The 14,775-nt window shown below is 66.0% G+C and carries 14 protein-coding genes, 1 tRNA gene and 1 pseudogene; 10 read left to right on the top strand and 6 right to left on the bottom strand.

All coding sequences use genetic code 11. From position 1 onward, the window contains the following. Positions 1-2 precede the first annotated feature (2 nt). The gene (locus tag OVA06_RS13960; protein ID WP_268159112.1) at positions 3-1,916 is read left to right on the top strand and encodes an ABC transporter ATP-binding protein; all 1,914 of its coding nucleotides are present in this window, start codon (positions 3-5) and stop codon (positions 1,914-1,916) included. 14 nt (positions 1,917-1,930) lie between these two features. Here the strand turns inward: OVA06_RS13960 and OVA06_RS13955 are convergent, their stop codons facing one another. From OVA06_RS13955 to OVA06_RS13945, 3 genes are all read right to left on the bottom strand, one after another. Beyond that, positions 1,931-2,410, bottom strand: coding sequence for an NUDIX hydrolase (locus OVA06_RS13955; protein ID WP_056083806.1), 480 nt, complete (start codon positions 2,408-2,410; stop codon positions 1,931-1,933). After that, a complete protein-coding gene (locus OVA06_RS13950; RefSeq protein ID WP_268159110.1) occupies positions 2,407-2,901 on the bottom strand; it encodes a DUF6314 family protein in 495 nt (164 codons plus the stop codon). The genes OVA06_RS13955 and OVA06_RS13950 overlap by 4 nt, the downstream gene beginning before the upstream one ends. A 1-nt stretch (position 2,902) precedes the next feature. Further along, positions 2,903-2,975, bottom strand: a tRNA-Arg gene (locus OVA06_RS13945). Positions 2,976-3,058: 83 nt separating this feature from the next. Between OVA06_RS13945 and OVA06_RS13940 the strand changes: the two genes are divergently transcribed. Next, complete coding sequence (locus tag OVA06_RS13940; RefSeq protein ID WP_268159108.1) at positions 3,059-3,817, top strand: DUF998 domain-containing protein; 759 nt, start codon at positions 3,059-3,061, stop codon at positions 3,815-3,817. Positions 3,818-3,865: 48 nt separating this feature from the next. Here the strand turns inward: OVA06_RS13940 and OVA06_RS13935 are convergent, their stop codons facing one another. Continuing rightward, the gene (locus tag OVA06_RS13935) at positions 3,866-4,501 is read right to left on the bottom strand and encodes a hypothetical protein (protein WP_056083812.1); all 636 of its coding nucleotides are present in this window, start codon (positions 4,499-4,501) and stop codon (positions 3,866-3,868) included. A 32-nt stretch (positions 4,502-4,533) separates the two neighbouring features. Between OVA06_RS13935 and OVA06_RS13930 the strand changes: the two genes are divergently transcribed. The 5 genes and pseudogenes from OVA06_RS13930 (at position 4,534) to sucD (ending at position 11,089) form a co-directional block, all read left to right on the top strand. Continuing rightward, positions 4,534-5,364, top strand: coding sequence for an inositol monophosphatase family protein (locus OVA06_RS13930; protein ID WP_268159105.1), 831 nt, complete (start codon positions 4,534-4,536; stop codon positions 5,362-5,364). Positions 5,365-5,449: 85 nt separating this feature from the next. Beyond that, on the top strand, positions 5,450-7,963 hold the full coding sequence (gene pcrA, locus OVA06_RS13925; RefSeq protein WP_442793582.1) for a DNA helicase PcrA: 2,514 nt from the start codon (positions 5,450-5,452) through the stop codon (positions 7,961-7,963). Between the two features lie 95 nt (positions 7,964-8,058). Beyond that, positions 8,059-8,781, top strand: a complete 723-nt coding sequence (locus tag OVA06_RS13920; RefSeq protein WP_268159101.1) for a hypothetical protein — start codon at positions 8,059-8,061, stop codon at positions 8,779-8,781. 223 nt (positions 8,782-9,004) lie between these two features. Continuing rightward, entirely contained in the window at positions 9,005-10,174 is a 1,170-nt protein-coding gene (sucC, locus tag OVA06_RS13915; RefSeq protein WP_015936150.1) for an ADP-forming succinate--CoA ligase subunit beta, read from the top strand. Positions 10,175-10,185: 11 nt separating this feature from the next. After that, positions 10,186-11,089, top strand: a pseudogene (gene sucD, locus OVA06_RS13910) (succinate--CoA ligase subunit alpha). 145 nt (positions 11,090-11,234) lie between these two features. Here the strand turns inward: sucD and OVA06_RS13905 are convergent. Together OVA06_RS13905 and OVA06_RS13900 are read right to left on the bottom strand one after the other, a co-directional pair. Further along, on the bottom strand, positions 11,235-11,717 hold the full coding sequence (locus tag OVA06_RS13905; RefSeq protein ID WP_268159098.1) for an SRPBCC family protein: 483 nt from the start codon (positions 11,715-11,717) through the stop codon (positions 11,235-11,237). Next, positions 11,717-12,073 (bottom strand): ArsR/SmtB family transcription factor, encoded by a 357-nt coding sequence (locus tag OVA06_RS13900; protein WP_056083829.1) that lies wholly within the window; start codon positions 12,071-12,073, stop codon positions 11,717-11,719. Before OVA06_RS13900 ends, OVA06_RS13905 begins: the two co-directional genes overlap by 1 nt. A gap of 169 nt (positions 12,074-12,242) precedes the next feature. On the opposite strand from OVA06_RS13900, the gene OVA06_RS13895 reads away from it, so the two are divergent. The 3 genes from OVA06_RS13895 to OVA06_RS13885 all read left to right on the top strand — a co-directional run bounded on the left by OVA06_RS13895 (position 12,243) and on the right by OVA06_RS13885 (position 14,771). Continuing rightward, a complete protein-coding gene (locus OVA06_RS13895; protein ID WP_268159096.1) occupies positions 12,243-12,647 on the top strand; it encodes a tautomerase family protein in 405 nt (134 codons plus the stop codon). Between the two features lie 175 nt (positions 12,648-12,822). Further along, positions 12,823-13,839, top strand: coding sequence for a 5-dehydro-2-deoxygluconokinase (gene iolC, locus OVA06_RS13890; RefSeq protein WP_268159094.1), 1,017 nt, complete (start codon positions 12,823-12,825; stop codon positions 13,837-13,839). Then, positions 13,836-14,771, top strand: coding sequence for a Cgl0159 family (beta/alpha)8-fold protein (locus OVA06_RS13885; RefSeq protein ID WP_268159092.1), 936 nt, complete (start codon positions 13,836-13,838; stop codon positions 14,769-14,771). Before iolC ends, OVA06_RS13885 begins: the two co-directional genes overlap by 4 nt. Positions 14,772-14,775: the final 4 nt, after the last annotated feature.

The following is a 14,775-nucleotide window of genomic DNA, read 5'->3' as shown; positions in this document are numbered from 1 at the left end:
GCATGAGTATGGACCGCGTGGCCTGGAGCTCGCTTTACAACATCAGCACCGCAAAGAGCGGCTCCAAGCCGTTCTCCAAGGAAACCCTGAAGCGGGTGCTGGCCTTCGCCGCCCCGCATAAGGGCAAGCTCATCGCCTTCGTGCTCGCTTCCATTGCGGCGGCTTTCCTGGCCGTGGCCACCCCGGTGCTCGCCGGCCAGGTGGTTGACGCCATCATTGCCAAGTCAGCCACCGGGACCGTGATCTGGCTTGCCGTGCTGATCGCCATCGTGGCTGTGGGGGAGGCCGGCGTGGGGCTGCTGACCCGCTGGTTGTCGTCGACAATCGGCGAAGGCGTCATCGTGGACCTGCGCACCCGGGTGTTCGACCACGTGCAGCGCATGCCCATTGCCTTCTTTACGCGCACCCGGACGGGAGCGCTGGTCAGCCGGCTCAACAATGACGTTATCGGGGCGCAGTCCGCCTTCGCCGGCACCCTCTCCGGCGTAGTGAGCAACTCTGTGGCACTGGTCCTGACGCTGGCCGTAATGCTCAATACGTCGTGGCTGGTGACCGTGCTCGCCATGGTGCTGCTGCCGATCTTCCTTATCCCGGCCCGGCGCATGGGTTCCAAGCTGGCAGACCTGCGCCGGGAAGCCGCCGCACACAACGCCGCCATGGGCACCCAGATGACGGAGCGGTTCTCCGCGCCGGGTGCCACACTGGTCAAGCTGTTCGGCCGCCCGGATGAGGAATCCCGCGAGTTTGCTGCCCGCGCAGGCAGGGTCCGTGACATCGGCGTCCGCATGGCCATGCTGCAGTTCACCTTCGTCACGGCCTTGACGCTGGTCTCCGCGCTCGCGCTGGCGCTGGTGTACGGACTGGGCGGCTGGCTTGCTCTGGGCGGCCAGTTGGCCCCCGGCGACGTGGTGGTCCTGGCGCTGCTCCTGACCCGGCTTTACGCCCCGCTCACGGCGCTGTCCAACGCCCGGGTGGAAGTCATGAGCGCGCTGGTCAGCTTCGAACGGGTGTTTGAAATCCTGGACCTGAAGCCGCTCATCCAGCAGAAGCCGGACGCTCTCCCGGTTCCGGCCGGGCCGGTGTCCGTTGAGTTCGACAACGTCCGCTTCGCGTACCCGTCGGCGGACAAGGTCTCCCTGGCCTCGCTCGAAGAAGTCGCCACCCTGGACACCAGGGGCGGCGAGGAAGTGCTGCACGGTGTCAGCTTCCGGGTGGAGCCGGGCCAGACGGTGGCGCTGGTGGGTTCATCCGGCGCCGGCAAGTCCACTATCGCCCAGCTGCTGTCGCGGCTGTACGACGTCGACTCGGGCGCGGTGCGGCTGGGCGGCACCCTGCCGGGAACCGGGATGGATGTCCGGGACGCCACGTTCGATTCCCTCCGCGACACGCTGGGAATGGTCACCCAGGACGGCCACCTGTTCCACGAAACCATCGCCTCGAACCTTCGGCTTGCGCGCCCGGACGCGACGGACGATGACATGTGGGACGTCCTTCGGCAAGCACGCCTGGAGACGATGATCAGGTCGCTGCCGGACGGGCTGGAAACGGTGGTGGGGGAGCGCGGCTACAGGCTTTCCGGCGGTGAACGCCAGAGGCTGACCATCGCCCGGCTCCTTATCGCCCAGCCCCGGGTGGTGATCCTGGACGAAGCCACCGCCGCACTGGACTCCACGAGCGAAGCCGCTGTGCAAGCAGCCCTTGGCGCCGCCCTGGAGGGGAGGACCGCCGTGGTTATTGCGCACCGGCTGTCCACCGTCCGAGCGGCCGACGCCATCCTGGTGGTGGAGGGCGGCCAAATCGTGGAACGCGGGACGCACACCGAGCTCCTGGCCGCCGGGGGCCGCTACGCGGAGCTGTACCGGACGCAGTTCGCCGAGGCCACCGCCGTTGCCGCAGAAGCCGTCCCCGAGCCCTAGCAGCCCGTCCGGGATTAAGGGCTCGGCGGGGTGGCACCGGGAGCGGCCAGCGCAGGCAGGATGTGGTCCGTCAGCAACGGTGCGAGGTCGCCCGGAAGCGGAGCGCCGGCACCCAGCCCGGAAGCTTCCGAACCAACGGCTTCCGAAACGGCTCCGTCCCGGCCGGCAAGGTCCAGCCAGCGGATCTCCGCAATCTCGGCTGAAGGATGGGCCTGCCACGTCCCGGGCGCCATGAACACCGTGGCCTCAATATCCGTGTCGGCTTCGTTGGCGGCATCGGCAATCCATACGCCCATCAGCCGGAGTTGGCGAGGATCGATGACGATGCCCACTTCTTCCTCCAGCTCGCGGGCCGCCGCCTGCACGGCCGTCTCCCCGGGCTCCGGTTTGCCGCCAGGGTGCATGAACATGGTGGTGCCGCGTTTGCGGACGGTGAGGAGGCGGCCGGCGTCGTCAAAAACGCAGACGGCGGACACCACGATCCGGTGCTTCATGAGTCCCCATTCCGGGTCAGGTGCGAGGTCAGGAGCAGGTCCTTGTGAGGCCCGGCCACGTCCCAGCTGTAGCTGAACCGGTGCGGGCCCTCGAACGTGTAAGCCACGCGGTAGGTATCAGGATCGCACCAGTGGTTGTCCAGGTTGGCCTCCGGAGCGAAGCTCATGCGGTGGAACGGCCGCCCGTCCGGGAAAAAGACGTCCAGGGCGTCCGGCCGGCCGCTGGGCCTGAGCATGTAGTCGCGGGTGGCGGGGCCGGTGAAGGTGGGCCATCGCATGGTGCCTTCCTCGCGAAGGTCCAGGCCGGCGTCGGGCGTTGGCGTGAAAAGTACGACGCCGGAAAAGGTTCCGCGGGTGCCGGCCGCCCGGTCCAACAGGTCCCGTTCGACGGTCCAGCGGCCGGGGCGTCCCGGTCCCACTGTCCCGTCCGGTGCACCGGCGGGGCCGAGCAGGTAGGCGCGAAGGTCGAACGCCGGGGACGCGAAATTCAAGTGCCCTCGATTGGAATCGAACCAACGACACCGGCTTTAGGAGAGCCGTGCTCTATCCACTGAGCTACGAGGGCAGGCATCCTGAGGATCGGCGGCGCCGGTCCGGACGGACACGCATACCAGCATACAAGGTACAGAGCCGTACTACGCTCAAGGCATGAGTCCTGCCCCGTCGGCCGCTCCGGCTGCCACCTTCATACCGGACACAGCGTCCACCCGGCAGTACATCGGCGCGTGGTCCGTCCTGAGCGTTCTCCAGTACTTCGCGGCGGAGGCCGCCGTGGTCATGGCCTGGGCCGGTCCGCGCCCCTACGACCTGCGCACCGGCTACATCAGCGACCTTGGCGCGCTGAACTGCGGTATCTACGATGGCCGCCAGGTGTGTTCGCCGTTGAACTGGCTGATGAATGCCTCGTTCGTGGTGCAGGGGCTGGGGATGCTGCTGGGCGCGGTGCTGCTGACGTCCGGGCTGCTGTGCGTCGCCGCCCGTTCCGGAGCCCGGGTTGAGCCGGTCCGGCGCAGGCCATGGTTCGCGGCGGCCGCGGTGCGGGTGCTGACGGCAGCGGCAGGGGCGGGAACCGTGGTGGTGGGGCTCGTCCCGGAGGACGCCGGCTCCGGTTGGCACTTCGTCGGTGCCGTCACGTACTTCCTCACCGGCGCCGCGGCGCTGCTGGTGCTGGGCGTCCTGTGGCTGCGGAAGGCCCGCATGGCCTGGTTCCTCCTGGCCTGCGGGGCCGTCTCCCTGGCGGCGCTGGCAACCGGCGGCCTGACCGGAATGGATATTCCCGAACCAGGGACCCTGGAACGGCTGATGGGCTATCCGGTCACGGTGGGCATGGCAACCGCGGGCATCGTCATTGCACGGCGGGTCCACAGGCACCGGAAAAGCCTGCGGGCTTCATCGATTGCTCCGTAACTGCCGTTTCGGGTGTCCAAAAGGGCAGCTACGGAGCAACGGATGGGCTCAGGCGGCCGTCGCTGCCTTCCGCTTCCGCGTCCCGATAACCACCGCGGCAGCGCCGGCCAGGAGGCTCAGGACCAGCAGCACCCAGCCCGCCACCGTGAGGCCGGACGCGAGGGCCACCTGGCCGGCGTCGGGAGCATCCGGCCCCATCAGAGCGTCAATCGCCACGTTGGCCCACAGCCGGACCACGACGAACAGCATCGGCAGGGCCCACAGCACCCAGCGCAGAGTCTTCTTGGCCACATTGGTGCCGATGAGCAGCAGCCAGGTGAAGCCGAAGATCAGCGGGAACAGGATGCCGGCGGTCTTATGGACGTAGTTGAGCTGGCCGCGCGCGTCGTCATTCATGGCGCCGCGCAGATCCTCGATGTACGCCGGATCGAAGCCGCCCACCAGGGAGTCAGGCATGGGTTTGTCGACAGAGAGCTGGGTGAGCTGGTCCATGGTCAGCAGGTGCAGGTACCAGAACAGGAACAGGCTGGCCACCACACCGGCGATCAGGATGAGGTTGCTGTTGTTCTGCGCTTTCTCGGGCGTGCGCGCGGTAGTGGGGTTCACCACCGGCGGGAGATGGTGCTGCGGCACGGCAGCCTTTGCACCGTGCTTCTTGATCCGCTGGGCAGGGGTTTTGGCCATGGCTCCATTATTCCGCCCCATAGACTGAAGCCATGACCATTGGCCGACACAGCGCAGCTGTACTTGACCCTGCACTGGACGACTACCAACTGGCTGCGGCACTGGTCCGCGAAGCCGGGCAACTGGCGCTCCTCATGCGGATGGCAGGACTGCAGTCCCGGCAGAAGACTTCCGTTTCCGACGTAGTGACGGCCGCGGACCACGCTGCGGAGGAATACGTCCTCTCCCAGCTGCAGCGGTGCCGGCCCGGGGACGGCATCCTGGGCGAAGAAGGCGCCTCCGTGCAGGGCAGCAGCGGCCGCACCTGGGTCATCGACCCCGTGGACGGCACCTACAACTTCCTGCACGGCTCCACGTACTGGTGCTCGGCCATTGCGCTCAAGGATGAGCATGACGTCCAGTTGGGGGCCATCTTCCAGCCTGAGGAGGACAAGTTGTGGCTGGGCGGCAGCGACCGGCAGACCACGCTGAACGTCGACACCATCACCGTGTACGGCGACAACCACGGGGAACGCAACGCCACCCCGGCCGCCCAACTGGGCGCCGCCACGTACATCCACCCCAATTGGCTGATGGACCCGCTCTGCGCCATGCCCTGGCACGCAGCGGCAACCTCCGCCGCGGCGCTGCGCATGCTCGGATCCGGCTCCTGCGACCTGGGCAGGGTGGCGGACGGGCAGCTCGGCTGCTGGTTCCAGCACAGCTGCCCCGAATGGGACTGGCTGCCCGGCAAGGCAATTGTCCGCGCCGCCGGCGGAGCCGTTGACACCGTGCAGGTCAACGGCCTGGAGTGGTTCATGGCCGGGGGCACGACGGCGGTGCGCGAGTTGCGTGCCGCGCTCGAATCAGGCTCGGTAGCGTAAGCCGTTCCAGGCTCTCCGGGGCACCTCATCCACAGGCCGGGAGTGGGTGTCGGTCCCACCGCCTAGACTTGTAGGCACCATGGATATGTTGTTTGACCCGTACTCTGACGGACCGTTCAAGGCCGCCCCCGCATCTGCCACCCACACAAGGACCCGTTCCGACGGGGTGGCCACCGCGGCCGGGCCCGGTGGTTCGGCGTCCGGCGGCCATGCCGCTGACGAGCACGCAGGGCAGCACCAGTCCGGGCAGCATCACGGCAGGCGCCTGGATCCCGCCAAGCTGACGGAGGGCCTGAATCCCCAGCAGGAGGAAGCGGTCAAGCACGCCGGAACGGCACTGCTGATCGTTGCCGGTGCAGGCTCGGGCAAGACCCGTGTGCTCAGTAACCGGATCGCCTACCTCATCGCCACCGGGCGCGCCCACCACGGTGAAATCCTCGCGATCACCTTCACCAACAAGGCCGCCGCGGAGATGCGGGAACGCATCGAAGCGCTGGTGGGCGGCCGCGCCAAGATCATGTGGATCTCCACGTTCCACTCCTCCTGCGTCCGCATCCTCCGCCAGGAGGCCGCCAACGTGGGCCTGAAATCCAACTTCTCCATCTACGATGCGGCGGACTCGCTGCGCCTGGTCACCCAGGTGTCCAAGGCCCTGGACCTGGACCCCAAGAAGTTTGCGCCCAAAGCCATCCAGCACAAGATTTCGGCGTTGAAGAACGAGCTCATCGACGCCGATTCCTACGCCTCGGACGCGAACTACAACGACCCGTTCGAGCAGGCCGTCGCCGAGGTCTACAAGGGGTACACCCAGCGGCTGCGCCAGGCCAACGCCATGGACTTTGACGACCTCATCGCCGAGACCGTTTACATGTTCCGGGCCTTCCCGGCGCTCGCGGAGTCCTACCGGCGGAGGTTCCGCCACGTCCTGGTGGACGAATACCAGGACACCAACCACGCCCAGTACGCACTGGTCCGCGAAATCGTGGGGGAGGGCCCCGGCGCCTCGGAACTGACCGTAGTGGGCGACTCGGACCAGTCCATCTATGCCTTCCGCGGGGCAGACATCCGCAACATCGTGGAGTTCGAAAAGGACTACCCCGAGGCGCGCACCATCAAGCTGGAGCAGAACTACCGCTCCACGCAAAACATCCTCAGCGCCGCCAACTCGGTGATCTCCCGCAACCCCAACCGCCCTGAAAAGCGGTTGTGGACGGCCGAGGGCGAAGGCCACAAGATCATCGGCTACGTGGGTGAAAACGAACACGATGAAGCCCAGTTCATCGCGAAGGAAATCGACCGGCTCCAGGACGAGGACAACCTCCGCCCCGGTGACGTTGCCATTTTCTACCGCACCAACGCCCAGTCACGCTCCATTGAGGATGTCCTGGTGCGCGTGGGGTTGCCGTACAAGGTGGTGGGCGGCACCCGCTTCTACGAGCGCAAGGAAATCAAGGACGCCCTCGCCTACCTGCGCGTCCTGGTCAACCCGGACGACGACGTCAACCTCCGGCGGGTGCTCAACGAACCAAAGCGCGGCATCGGCGACCGCGCCGAAGGGGCAGTCGCGGCGCTCGCCAGCCGTGAGCGGATTTCCTTCATGGCCGCTGCCCGCCGCGCCGAGCAGGCTCCCGCCATGGCCACCCGCTCCGTCAACGCGGTCCTGGGCTTCGTGAAGCTCCTGGACGACCTCGCCGAGGTAGCGGCCGGTTCCGGTGCTGCCGCCGCCCTCGAAGCAGTCCTGGAACAGACCGGCTACCTCGCCGGCCTGCGTTCCAGCACCGACCCCCAGGACGAGTCCAGGGTGGAGAACCTCGCCGAACTCGTGGCCGTGGTCCGCGAGTACGAACAGGAGAACCCTGAAGGATCGTTGGGAGCGTTCCTGGAGCAGGTGTCGCTGGTGGCTGATGCCGACCAGATCCCCGATGCCCCCGGCGCCGACATTGACGCCGCCGTCGCGGAAGCCAAGCGGCTGGGCGTGGTGACCCTCATGACGCTGCACACTGCCAAGGGCCTTGAGTTCCCCGTGGTGTTCCTGACCGGCATGGAGCACGGCCTGTTCCCGCACCAGCGGTCCGCCACTGATCCGAAGGAACTGGCCGAAGAACGCCGGCTGGCCTACGTGGGACTGACCCGGGCCCGCAAACGCCTCTACGTAACGCGCTCCGAAGTCCGCAACATGTGGGGCCAGAGCCAATACAACCCGGCAAGCCAGTTCCTTGAGGAAATCCCATCGGAACTGCTGGAGTGGAAGCGCGAGGGTACCAGCCGGCAGGCTGCCTGGGGCGGGGGATCGATCAGTTCCGGCCGCTACAGCGGCTCCTTCTGGGGTGCGGGCACTTCCCGCGGCGCCGCCGCCGATCCTTCGGCAGGATTCAACGCCGACGTTCCCGCGGCCATCGCCCGGAACAGGGTCCAGCCGCAGAAGGAAATTATCGCCGTCAACGTGGGGGACAAGGTCAACCACACCAGCTTCGGCAATGGAACCGTCCTGGCGCTTGAGGGTGCCGGTGACAAGACCGTGGCGAAGGTGAAGTTCGACGTCGGCGAGAAACGCCTGCTGCTGCGTTACGCTCCGCTGACCAAGGTCGAGGTCCAGTAGCCCGGGCGATGTCCGCCGACCCCCGCAGCGGCTGCCGCCGACGTCGAGGAAGGTGTGCTCCCGCCGTCGTCCGCCTGATTCCGCCATGGAGCATAATGGAGCCCATGCGACGGACTGCTTTGGGGATGCTCGCCGCCCTGCCCCTTGTGACACTCCTGCTCACCGCCACGGCGTGCAGCGTCACCACTGAGGATCCTGACTACGTCCCGCCGGCGCCGCTGGCACCCATGGCGCAGCTCGAACAGGCCCCGCTGGCCAACCCCGAGGACTTTTCCGGCGGTGGGGAGGACGTCCTGTCCTTTGCCACTGAAGACCGGAGTATCGTCTGCTCGCTCACCTCGGCGCGGGGGGAGCACGTCAATCTTCCCTACGAAGAAAACAGCTTCAGCGACACCGCCAACAATAAACTCGCAACTGTCCCCGTGGCCCAATGCGAGCTCGCCACCTACGCCGAGCCAGCCCGCGGGGACGTCAAGGATGACTGCGCGGGAACCAACCTCGGCTACCTGGGCGGCGTGGCACTGCTGACGCCGGACGCTGCCCGCTACGGGGAATGCCGTTCCGGCGTCACACAGACCGAAGCCACTTACGGGCCGGGCGGCAGCAAGGACGGGCCCCTGCTCCAGGTACGCGCTTTGGCCAACGGGCAGAACCTGGAACGCAACGGCCTGCGCTGCTCGGCCTACAACGGTGGCGTGGCATGCGGAAACGTCTCGGCCGGGGTGGGTTTCTTCGTCTCCCCGCAGAAGTATGAATTGATTTCCGCCCCCGCGCCCGGCACCGCAACGGCGCCCGCCGATGCCCCAAAAACCCCGTAATTCCGCGGTTTTTCTACGCCCCATAGAATAGTGTCGTTACTCACATAAGCGGTACTCTGGGACGGCTCCGTCCTTCCAAAGGACTAGAGTTCCCCATGGAGCAACAACGCCGCGTGGCTCGTTTCCAACAGGCCGCCCGTGCGTGCATTCCGCAGCCCGGTCATCGTCTTTCGATGGTGTCCGGCTGTATAGAAACTACTTCGACGTAGAAGGACACTAAACCGTGGACCTGTTTGAATACCAGGCGCGCGATATGTTCGAGGCGCACGGTGTACCCGTGCTGGCCGGCATCGTGGCGTACACCCCTGAAGAAGCAAAAGCAGCTGCCGAAAAGATTGGCGGCGTAACCGTCGTCAAGGCACAGGTCAAGGTTGGCGGCCGCGGCAAGGCCGGCGGCGTCAAGGTTGCAAAGTCCGCAGACGAAGCACTTGAGCACTCCACCAACATCCTGGGCATGGACATCAAGGGCCACACCGTCAACAAGGTGATGATCGCCCAGGGTGCGGACATTGCTGAGGAATACTACTTCTCCGTCTTGCTGGACCGGGCCAACCGCAACTACCTGGCCATGTGCTCGGTTGAAGGCGGCATGGAAATCGAACAGCTCGCCGTCGAACGCCCCGAGGCCCTGGCGAAGATCGCCATCGACCCCGCCGTCGGCATCGACCAGGCCAAGGCTGACGAAATCGTCGCAGCCGCAGGCTTTGCTGAGGAACTGCGCGGCAAGGTCGCCGATGTCATCCTCAAGCTCTGGGATGTCTTCAAGAAGGAAGACGCCACCCTGGTGGAGGTCAACCCGCTGGTCAAGACCGGTGCCGGTGACATCGTCGCCCTGGACGGTAAGGTCTCCCTGGATGAGAACGCCGAGTTCCGCCACGCCAAGCACGCGCAGCTGGAGGACAAGGACGCCGCTGATCCCCTCGAGGCCAAGGCAAAGGCGCAGGACCTCAACTACGTCAAGCTCGATGGCGAAGTGGGCATCATCGGCAACGGTGCAGGCCTGGTCATGTCCACCCTGGACGTCGTTGCCTACGCCGGTGAAAACCACGGCAACGTCAAGCCCGCCAACTTCCTGGACATCGGCGGCGGCGCCTCGGCCGAGGTCATGGCCGCAGGCCTGGACGTCATCCTGGGCGACGAGCAGGTCAAGTCCGTGTTCGTCAACGTCTTCGGCGGCATCACCGCCTGCGACGCCGTCGCCAAGGGCATCGTGGGTGCGCTGGCCGAACTGGGCCACACCGCCAACAAGCCGCTGGTAGTCCGCCTCGACGGCAACAACGTCGAGGAAGGCCGCCGCATCCTCAACGAGGCCAACCACCCGCTGGTTACCCTGGCCGCCACCATGGACGAGGGCGCCGACAAGGCCGCCGAGCTCGCCAACGCAGCTAAGTAAAGGGACGCACCATGTCTATCTACCTCAAACAAGGACTCCAAGGTCATCGTCCAGGGCATCACCGGCGGCGAAGGCACCAAGCACACCGCCCTGATGCTCAAGGCCGGCACCAACATCGTCGGTGGCGTCAACGCCCGCAAGGCCGGCACCACTGTGCTGCACGGCGAGAAGGAAATCACCGTTTTCGGCACCGTCAAGGAAGCCATTGCGGAGACCGGCGCTGACGTCTCGATCGTCTTCGTGCCGCCGGCATTCACCAAGGCTGCCGTCGTTGAAGCCATCGAAGCAGGCATCGGCCTGGTCGTCGTCATCACCGAAGGCGTGCCGGTCCAGGACTCCGCCGAATTCTGGGCCCTGGCCCAGGCCACGGTTGACGCTGACGGCAACCAGGTCACCCGCATCATCGGACCGAACTGCCCCGGCATCATCACCCCCGGCGAAGCACTGGTGGGCATCACCCCCGCCAACATCACCGGCAAGGGCCCCATCGGCCTCGTCTCCAAGTCAGGCACCCTGACCTACCAGATGATGTACGAACTGCGTGACCTCGGCTTCTCCACCGCCATCGGCATCGGCGGCGACCCCGTCATCGGCACCACCCACATCGACGCCCTGGCCGCGTTCGAGGCCGACCCCGAGACCAAGGCCATCGTCATGATCGGTGAAATCGGCGGTGACGCTGAAGAGCGCGCAGCCGACTTCATCAAGGCCAACGTCACCAAGCCGGTTGTTGGCTACGTTGCAGGCTTCACCGCCCCCGAGGGCAAGACCATGGGCCACGCAGGCGCCATCGTCTCCGGCTCCGCGGGCACCGCACAGGCCAAGAAGGAAGCCCTCGAAGCTGCAGGCGTGAAGGTTGGCAAGACGCCGTCCGAGACCGCCAAGCTGCTGCGCGAGGTCTTCGCAACCCTCTAGGCTGCACCAGTACGCAAAAGCGGCGCCGCCTGCTGTCCTCCGGGATGGCAGGCGGCGCCGCTTTTTTGTTTAAGGACGACGACGGGTGGCAACGTTGGCGGCCCGAAGGTGCGGGCCCGCCGTCGCGCCCGTTCGTCGGTGCCCGTCAGACCTTGGCGGCGCTCAGCAGCTCGTCCAGCCGCTCATAACCTTCGGTCATGCCGCCCTCCATGCCGGACTGCGCCATGCCGTCCCGGGCTTCCAGGCTGGGGTAGACGGAGTGGCCGCGGAGCCTGCACCGGCCGCCGCCGAGATCCTCGAAGGTCATGAACTCCAGGCTGACCACGTCCGGGTAGCCGCCGAACTCGAAGGTCTGCAGCGCGAACTCATTTTCGCGGACCGTATGGAAGATCCCGCGGAACTCGTAGGGGACCCCCTCCGGCCCCGTGTGGACGTAACGGTAGGTGCCGCCGCTGCGGAAATCATAGTGGTCCATTTCCATCCTCATGCCGCGCGGGCCCAGCCACTGGGTGATCAGGTCCGGTTCCTTGTGGGCGCGGAAGACATCCGCCACAGGGAAGTCGAACTCGCGCTCGTAGTCGATGAAGGGCAGGCCTTCGGGGACGGAAAGCTTCAGGGAATTGCTCATCATTGTTCCTTTGCCTTGGCGCCGCGTTGCCCGGCGCTGGATTGAAGCATGGCATCGAGGCTGCGGAACTGACCCTCGCGGACCAGCCGGTACTGGTCGATCCACGCTGTGAGCGCCTCAAGCCGTGCAGGGTTCAGGTGGACGGGCCTGCGCTGGGCGTCCCGGGTGCGGGTCACCAATTGCGCCTGCTCGAGTACCTGGATGTGCTTCGAGACCGCCTGCTTGGAGATCTCGAATGGTTCCGCCAGTTCATTTACCGTGGCCGGGCCACGGCTCAGCCTGGCGATGATGCTCCGCCGGACGGGGTCGGCCAGGGCCAGGAAGGCCGAGTCCAGTGCCGTGCTGTCGGAGATCATCGGGAGTCCTTGCTTATCTGGGTTGCTTGGTGATCAACCTTTTCATTGATCAACCTTTCGGTTGATTAAGGATAGGCCTGCGAATCGCCGGATGCAAGGGAAGGGGTCTTGTTTTCCAAATTCGTAGTTTGTTAGTATGTCAGTACAAACTTTTTGAAGGAGAACTCGAATGCCATTGGTTCGCATTGACGTCAATGAAGGCCGCACCCCGGATGAGCTGCAGCGCCTGAGCCGCGGCATCCACGACGCCATTCTCGCCGAGTATGGCATCCCGGAGCGCGACTACTTCCACATCCTCACCGAGCACCCCAAGGGCCAGATCTTCGCCCAGGATGCCGGCCTGGGATTCGAGCGCACGGGTGGAGTGGTCATGATCCAGATCTTTACGCAGGCGGGCCGCTCCCAGGAGGCCAAGCAGAAGCTGTTTGCTGCCGTCGCAGGGAAGCTCTCCGAAGCGGGCGTTGCCGGTGAGGATGTCTTCATCGGCTATGTGGAAAATACGGCCGGCGACTGGTCCTTCGGCTACGGACGTGCCCAGTACATCACGGGTGAGCTGGCTGTTCCCAAGAAATAACGGCGCGGACAATTAGTGCGCTCTAACTATGTTGTAAGTATGTCAGTACAAACCTTTGACAGGACATTCGAACTAGGGCAAAGTAGTGCCTGTGGCCCACACCACGGCCTTTACGGCCCGGACCACCAGCCTTCCGAAGGTGCCACGTTCCACACCAGAAAGGTCCACGATCACCGTGACCCATGAGCTTCTTACGATCGGGCGCATCAGCGTTGATATCTACCCGAACGACATCGGGGTTGGCCTGGAGGACGTTAACTCCTTCGGCAAGTACCTGGGTGGTTCGCCCTCGAACGTTGCCGTTGCCGCCGCCCGGCACGGCCGCCGGACCGGCGTTATCACCCGCACCGGGGATGACGCGTTCGGCACCTACCTGCACCGCGAACTGCACAAGTTCAACGTCGATGACACCTTCGTGACGCCGGTTCAGGACTGGCCCACCGCTGTGACCTTCTGCGCCATCAGGCCCGCCACGGACGAATTCCCGCTCTATTTCTACGGGCGCTTCCCCACGGCACCGGACCTGCAGATCAAAGCCGAAGAGCTGGATCTGGACGCGATCCGCGATGCAGGGATCTTCTGGTCCACTGTCACGGGCCTCTGCCAGGAGCCCAGCCGCAGTGCCCACATCGCCGCGCACGAGGCCCGCCCCCGTACCGGGCTCGCCGAGGGGCAGTTCACCATCCTGGACCTGGATTACCGGCCGATGTTCTGGGCCTCCGAGGAAGAAGCCCGGGCCGAGGTCGCCAAGGTCCTGCCGCACGTCACCGTCGCCATCGGCAACGACAAGGAATGCGCCGTCGCAGTGGGGGAGGGAACCCCGGACGAGCAGGCGGACCGCCTGCTGGCCGCCGGCGTGGAGATCGCCGTCGTCAAGCTGGGCGCCGAGGGCGTCATGGCCAAGACCCGCACCGAGCGCGTCGTCTCCCCACCAGTCCCGGTGGAAACCCTGAATGGACTCGGCGCCGGGGATTCGTTCGGCGGTGCCTTCTGCCACGGCCTGCTCTCCGGCTGGCCGCTCGAACAGGTTCTGGACTACGCCAATGCCGCCGGTGCCATCGTCGCCTCCCGCCTGTCCTGCGCCGACGCGATGCCGACGCCGGAGGAAGTCACCTCGCTCCTGGCCGAACGCGGCCGCACTGTGCCGGGCGCCGTTTCCGGCGCCGCCATCCCCGAAGGAGCAGGACTGTGACCCTCACCCCCGTAACCACCGGCCCTGCCGTCGACGATGATCCCCGCCGGTATGAGCACCTGAGCACCACCCGGCTGGAAGACCCCGGGGCTGTTGCCCGCGCAGCGAAGTCCCGCCGCCGCCATCCGGGCCTCAAGGCCGGCCGGCAGAACTTCATTGTTGCCGCGGACCACCCCGCCCGGGGCGCGCTGGCCGTCGGATCGGACCCCGTGGCCATGGCGGACCGCCGCCAGCTGCTGGACCGGCTGCAGATCGCGCTGGCCAACCCGGCCGTTGACGGTGTCCTGGCCTCCCCGGACATCATGGATGACCTGCTCCTGCTGGGTGCCCTCGACGGCAAGCTGGTCTTCGGGTCAATGAACCGCGGCGGCCTGGCCGGCCTGGTCAATGAGTTCGATGACCGGTTCACCGGCCACACCGCCGCCGCCCTCGAAGTACTCGGTGCCGACGGCGGCAAGATGCTGACCCGCATCTGCTTGGGCGACCCGGACACCGTCGCCACCCTCGAAGCCACCGCCAAAGCCATTGATTCGCTGGCGGAGCGGAAGCTGATCGCCATGGTGGAGCCCTTCCTGTCCGTCCGTGAAAACGGCAAGGTCCGCAACGACCTGTCCACCAACGCGGTGATCAAGTCCATTGGCATCGCAGAAGGCCTCGGCTCCACCAGCGCCTACACCTGGATGAAGTTGCCGGTCGTTGCGGACATGGAACGCGTCATGGCTGCCACCACCATGCCCACCGTCCTCTTGGGCGGGGATCCGGCAGGGTCCCAGGACGAAGTCTTCGCCACCTGGGGAGCTGCCCTGTCCCTGCCAGGCGTCCAAGGCCTCACCGTAGGCCGGACCCTGCTCTACCCCGCGGACGGTGACGTTGCCGGCGCAGTCGCCAGCGCAGCCTCGCTCCTGCACCACACCACAGAAATTCCGGAGTAAACCG

The organism is Pseudarthrobacter sp. SL88, from assembly GCF_026672455.1.
Classification (GTDB): Bacteria; Actinomycetota; Actinomycetes; order Actinomycetales; family Micrococcaceae; genus Arthrobacter.
This window is presented reverse-complemented; position numbering and strand designations above follow the sequence as displayed.

What these genes read in the sequence shown, in the direction of transcription:
- OVA06_RS13940 (WP_268159108.1), top strand. Translation starts at nt 3,059, where the DNA reads ATGAGTCCTGCCCCGTCGGCCGCTCCGGCTGCCACCTTCATACCGGAC.
- OVA06_RS13930 (WP_268159105.1), top strand. Translation starts at nt 4,534, where the DNA reads ATGACCATTGGCCGACACAGCGCAGCTGTACTTGACCCTGCACTGGAC.
- pcrA (WP_442793582.1), top strand. Translation starts at nt 5,450, where the DNA reads ATGTTGTTTGACCCGTACTCTGACGGACCGTTCAAGGCCGCCCCCGCA.
- OVA06_RS13905 (WP_268159098.1), bottom strand. Translation starts at nt 11,717, where the DNA reads ATGAGCAATTCCCTGAAGCTTTCCGTCCCCGAAGGCCTGCCCTTCATC.
- OVA06_RS13920 (WP_268159101.1), top strand. Translation starts at nt 8,059, where the DNA reads ATGGAGCCCATGCGACGGACTGCTTTGGGGATGCTCGCCGCCCTGCCC.
- OVA06_RS13900 (WP_056083829.1), bottom strand. Translation starts at nt 12,073, where the DNA reads ATGATCTCCGACAGCACGGCACTGGACTCGGCCTTCCTGGCCCTGGCC.
- OVA06_RS13955 (WP_056083806.1), bottom strand. Translation starts at nt 2,410, where the DNA reads ATGAAGCACCGGATCGTGGTGTCCGCCGTCTGCGTTTTTGACGACGCC.
- OVA06_RS13895 (WP_268159096.1), top strand. Translation starts at nt 12,243, where the DNA reads ATGCCATTGGTTCGCATTGACGTCAATGAAGGCCGCACCCCGGATGAG.
- OVA06_RS13935 (WP_056083812.1), bottom strand. Translation starts at nt 4,501, where the DNA reads ATGGCCAAAACCCCTGCCCAGCGGATCAAGAAGCACGGTGCAAAGGCT.
- OVA06_RS13960 (WP_268159112.1), top strand. Translation starts at nt 3, where the DNA reads ATGAGTATGGACCGCGTGGCCTGGAGCTCGCTTTACAACATCAGCACC.